The following is a 669-nucleotide window of genomic DNA, read 5'->3' as shown; positions in this document are numbered from 1 at the left end:
AAAATAAGGAGCCATGCGGCTCCTTATTTTAATCGATATTGGATTAAAATAAGGAGCCATGCGGCTCCTTATTTTAATCGATATTGGATTCTACTTAATATTGAAACGAAGTGCTCTCGCCTCAAATTATAGATCGTCGATGTAACCCAGTGAGCGTAGTGCACGTTCGTCATCTGCCCAACCAGACTTCACTTTCACCCAAGTCTCTAGATAAACTTTACGACCGAACAACTCTTCCATATCCAGACGTGCTTCACGACCAATGGTTTTGATCTTCTCGCCGCCTTTACCAATAACCATCTTCTTCTGACCATTACGTTCAACAAGAATCAAAGCATTGATATGGAAACCGTCCGTTTCTGGGTTGTAATCAAAACGCTCAATCTCAACCGTTACAGAATATGGCAGTTCATCACCAGTAAAGCGCATTAGCTTTTCACGTACGATTTCTGAAGCCATGAAAAGCTGAGAGCGATCCGTTACGTATTCTTCAGGGAAGTGATGCGTCGCTTTCGGCAGGTGATTACGTACGTGCTTGCGCAATACATCAATGTTCTTACCTTGCTTTGCAGAGATTGGCACTACATCGACAAAGTCCATTTTTTTAGACATTTCAGCCATGTGTAGCATCACTTCATTACGATCTTGCACGTTATCGACTTTGTTAAC

The 669-nt window shown here is 42.2% G+C and carries 1 protein-coding gene; it reads right to left on the bottom strand.

Features of this window, described 5'->3' with window-relative positions:
- Positions 1 to 126: 126 nt before the first annotated feature.
- A partial coding sequence (gene era, locus R7Q09_RS26050) for a GTPase Era (protein ID WP_318143933.1) occupies positions 127 to 669 on the bottom strand: 543 nt, incomplete at its 5' end.

The sequence above is a fragment of the Vibrio sp. 2130-1 genome (assembly GCF_033339515.1).
Note: the sequence above shows the minus strand (reverse complement) of the source record. Positions and strands in the feature narration are given on the sequence as shown.